Origin of the sequence: uncultured Lutibacter sp. (assembly GCF_937891065.1) — a bacterium.
Classification (GTDB): domain Bacteria; phylum Bacteroidota; class Bacteroidia; order Flavobacteriales; family Flavobacteriaceae; genus Lutibacter.
The window spans coordinates 1-4060 of sequence record NZ_CALAEQ010000243.1; the positions used below are offsets into that span (position 1 = coordinate 1).

Here is a 4060-nt window from a genome sequence, read left to right on the forward strand (position 1 = left end):
TTACGCAAAAAAATGAATATAAAAAAATCAGAAAAACTCTCTAAAATAATAAGAAAACTATAAATATTTAAGTATTAAAAACAAGTATATAAATAAATGTAAAATGAGAAATAAATTAAGTACACTAGCAGTTGCATTAATTCTATTCGGAATAGGGTTAAATGCCCAAGAGAAAAAGGACAACATTCGTATTAACCAATACGGACAAGAAGTACAAGCGATTCCTTTAAAAACTGAAGCACAAGATGGTTTTATCAAGTGGTTTTCAGAAGATGGTAACTATAAAATGTGGATGGACAACAGAGTTCAACTAGATGGTTATATGTTTAAGTCAGATGCTCTTAACGAATTGGGTAATGGAATCACAATTCGTAGAATGCGTTTTGCAATGAAAGCTGAATTTTGGCAAAATTGGTATGGAGAAATTGATTTAGATTTTGAAAGTTCAGGAACTGAAATTAAGGATGCGTATCTTAAATATACCGCAGATTCAAAAAAATGGAACTTAAAAGCAGGTCACTTTAAAGAAGGTTATGGGATGGAAACAACCACAACTTCAAGATATTTATTATTTATGGAGCGTTCATTTGCTTCAGTTTTAGACCCATCACGTCATTTAGGTTTTCAAACTAATATTTTCGCGGATAAATTTTTATTTGTAGGTGGTGTTCATTTCAACACAGTAGGTGATGCAGAGGAAGTTACCTTTACTAAAGATGCGAATAAAGATGATGGAGTTGATGAAGGGTATTCATTAACAGGTAGAATTGTTTGGGCTCCAATAAATGATAATGAAAATTTATTACACGTTGGTATGGCGGCTACACATAGAACTCCTAAAACACATTGGGAAGGTGGTGCATATAGACTTAGTACAAGATCTCATTCAGCAGTAAATAGAAAAAAATTCATAGATACAGATGATATTTCAGGTGTTGATAATGTATTTGGATATACTTTTGAATTGGCTGGGAAATATAAAGGCGTTATGTTTCAAGGGGAATATAAAGAGCACAATGTTAATATGATTGAAGGTATAGATGCTTCTTTTAAAGCATATTATGCACAAGCAGCGATTTTATTAAAAGGTGGTCATCATAACTACAACACAGCTGAGGGTGAATTTACTAGAATTACTCCGGGATCAGATAAAGGAGATATTGAATTTGCATTAAGATACGACTATGTTAATTTAAATGACTTTGACGCTAGTATTTATGGTGGTTCAGCAGAAGGATATACTGCAGGTTTAAATTACTATGTAAATCCAAATATAAAATTTGTAGCGAATTATACGTACCACAACCATGACCGCTTTGCAAATGGAAAAGGTAAATTATATGTTGGTCACGATAGTGCAGGAAACTTAACAAAAGATTGGTCATTAGTAACAGAAGCAGAAGGTGAAGCAGGAGATGATTATGGTCAGTTTTCAGTAAGACTTGAAGTTAATTTTTAATAATTATATCTAAAAAATAAAACAATGAAAAATTTAAAATATATATTTCTAACTATAATTATGTTATCTGCTGCTTATAGTTGTGTAGATGATGAGGTAATGACAAAAGAAGGGCCTGTTGTAGAAGGCAGTGTGCTAAAATTAAATGAAATAATGTCCAAAGATGTTGGTGATAACCCAGATTGGATAGAAGTTTATAATAGCGGGACTCAAGATATGGATATCTCAGGATATTTTGTGAATGATAAACCAACTGCCGCAGGTGGATATGAAATTCCTGCTGGTACAATTATTTCAGCGGGTGGATTTTATCTTGTTGATGCAAATGAATCTGGTGAATCAATTAGTTCTGGTGGGGAAGATGTTAGTTTATCAGAACCTGATGGAACAGTTATAGACCATACAGTTACTCCAGATATGAGTAGCGATGTTGGGCTTACTTGGGCAAGAGAAATTGATGGTGCAGGAGAGTGGAAGGTTAGTTCTCCAACTCCAGCTTCTTCTAATGGTTCTGCGACAAATACAGCACCAATTTTATCTGCTGAACCATTAACTGAATTTATAGATGTTTATGGAGTTACAGCTTCAGATGCTGATGGAATTTCTTCAGTAAAATTAATTTTTATGGCTGGCGAAAGTGTGCAATCTTTAGATATGGCATTAGTTGATGGTGAATACAAAACATCGGTATCAAAAGCAAAAGTTGGAGAAACAGTAAAATACTATGTTGTTGCAACAGATAATACAGGTTTAAAATCGTATTATCCAGAAAATGGAAGCAATCAACCTGCTGAATATACAGTTGTTGGTGGCGTTCAAGATTTGGAAATAGCTGGAGAAATGGATGGAAATAGAGGTGATGTTACGTTTACAGTTACTGCATTATACCCTGATCAAGTTGATGAAATTAGATTGTATTATTTACTACCTGGGCAAATGCAAGATGATGTGAATGATGAAAAAGAAAAAGTTGTATTAGATAAAGACGGAGACACTTTTTTAGGAGTAATTCCTGCTCTAAATGCTGAAGGTGTAGTTCGTTATTATATTAGAGTAGAATATATAGATGGAACAAAAACGTATTTTCCTTTAGAAGAATTAGATGCAGAAGAGAATGTAATAAGTGACTTTAATCACGATTTAGGAACAACTTGGCCAAGTTACACAGTTGAAGCTATTACTTATGATGCTGTTGTCGAAACTACAATTACTTCAACAGAAGGACCTGTATCTAGTATAACATTCCCTACAAATCCTATACCGGGATCAGATATTAATGTAGTTGTAGCTTATACAAGTTCTGAAGAAATAGTGGAAGCTAGAATTTATTTTGCAGTTGGTGATGCGCCAGTTTATGTAAAAGCAAATAAAGTTTCAGGTGAAGATGACGCTACATTTACACAAACAAGTGTAACTATAAATTTAAAAGACGTCGTTACTGATGGTGATGGATTGTCATTAAGTGAAACTGGAGCAAAAGTTTCTTTCTATGTGCGTATTGCTACAGCAACAGCTGAATATTATTATTCAAATACAGGTGCAATGTCTATAGATGACACTCCAGGAGGCGGAACTACTGATGAATCAGATGCCTTTAAAGCAGATCCATCACTTTGGAATGTTTACACAGTTCAATAATAATTAATAAAACCAGCTTGTGATTTTTCACAAGTTGGTACTTTAAAAATGATGCATTTAAGTAAAATATTAAGTTTTACCATACTATTTTTTGGCTTTTTTATAGCTTGTAGTAAGAGTGAACCTGTAGTTAAAACTAACAACGATCTCGAGTTAATTTCAAGTGAAAAAATAAATGTATCAGAAGCTTCTGGCTTAACAATTAATGCTTTAGGTTCCTCTTTATATACTGTAAGTGATAATACGGGCAATATATATGAATTATCAACTGATGGGACTGTTATAAAAGAATATGCTTATAATGGTAATGATGTTGAAGGAATTTCTATGGTATCCAATAATAAAGTGTTATTGGTTGAGGAAAGAACCAAAGAAATTGTGGAATATGATTTAAGCTCAAAAACTTACAATAAGCATAAAGTAATTTATAGTAATAATGATTCAAATAGTGGTCTTGAAGGAATAGCTATTAACTTAAATGACAATACTATTTTTATTCTTAATGAAAAAAATCCAGGATTATTAATGCGTTTAAGAAGTGATTTTTCAATTATCGAATCTTATGATTTAGATTTTGCATCAGATTATTCAGGAATATTTCACGATAAAGACTTAAATATTTTATGGATTTTGAGTGATGAAAGTAAAACTATAAATAAATGCAGTTTAAAAGGAGCGTTAATTAAAAGCTATGCAACTAATGTTATTAAAGGTGAAGGAATTGTAGTAACAAATAACATTATTTATATAGTGAGTGATTCAAATTCAACACTTTATAAATTTAACAAACCAACGGAATAATAACCCAACAAAACTAAAAAAAAATAATTATGCCTAAACTAGAAATGAAAGTAGGCGAAATATCTAAACCAAGATTTGAGTTTAGAACATTCGGTCAAAATTTCGATGAATCAGCTAAAAGAATGGCAAGATTATCGGTTCCAATTCCTGAAAAAGTTTGGG

General features: G+C 32.0%; 3 protein-coding genes. All 3 read left to right on the forward strand.

Features of this window, described 5'->3' with window-relative positions; translation table 11 throughout:
- Positions 1-103: 103 nt before the first annotated feature.
- Genes Q0352_RS13190 through Q0352_RS13200 form a run of 3 tightly spaced genes read left to right on the forward strand, consistent with a single transcriptional unit; the run spans position 104 to position 3898 of the window.
- Positions 104-1459 (forward strand): porin, encoded by a 1356-nt coding sequence (locus Q0352_RS13190; RefSeq protein WP_299528199.1) that lies wholly within the window; start codon positions 104-106, stop codon positions 1457-1459.
- A 24-nt stretch (positions 1460-1483) separates the two neighbouring features.
- Positions 1484-3097: a lamin tail domain-containing protein gene (locus tag Q0352_RS13195; RefSeq protein ID WP_299528201.1), complete on the forward strand. Its 1614-nt coding sequence runs from the start codon at positions 1484-1486 to the stop codon at positions 3095-3097.
- A 48-nt stretch (positions 3098-3145) separates the two neighbouring features.
- Positions 3146-3898, forward strand: coding sequence for an SdiA-regulated domain-containing protein (locus Q0352_RS13200; protein ID WP_299528203.1), 753 nt, complete (start codon positions 3146-3148; stop codon positions 3896-3898).
- The last annotated feature ends 162 nt before the right edge of the window (positions 3899-4060 follow it).

Excerpts from the sequence above, each read along its gene's own strand:
- Q0352_RS13195 (WP_299528201.1), top strand. The coding sequence starts at position 1,484 with ATGAAAAATTTAAAATATATATTTCTAACTATAATTATGTTATCTGCT.
- Q0352_RS13190 (WP_299528199.1), top strand. The coding sequence starts at position 104 with ATGAGAAATAAATTAAGTACACTAGCAGTTGCATTAATTCTATTCGGA.
- Q0352_RS13200 (WP_299528203.1), top strand. The coding sequence starts at position 3,146 with ATGATGCATTTAAGTAAAATATTAAGTTTTACCATACTATTTTTTGGC.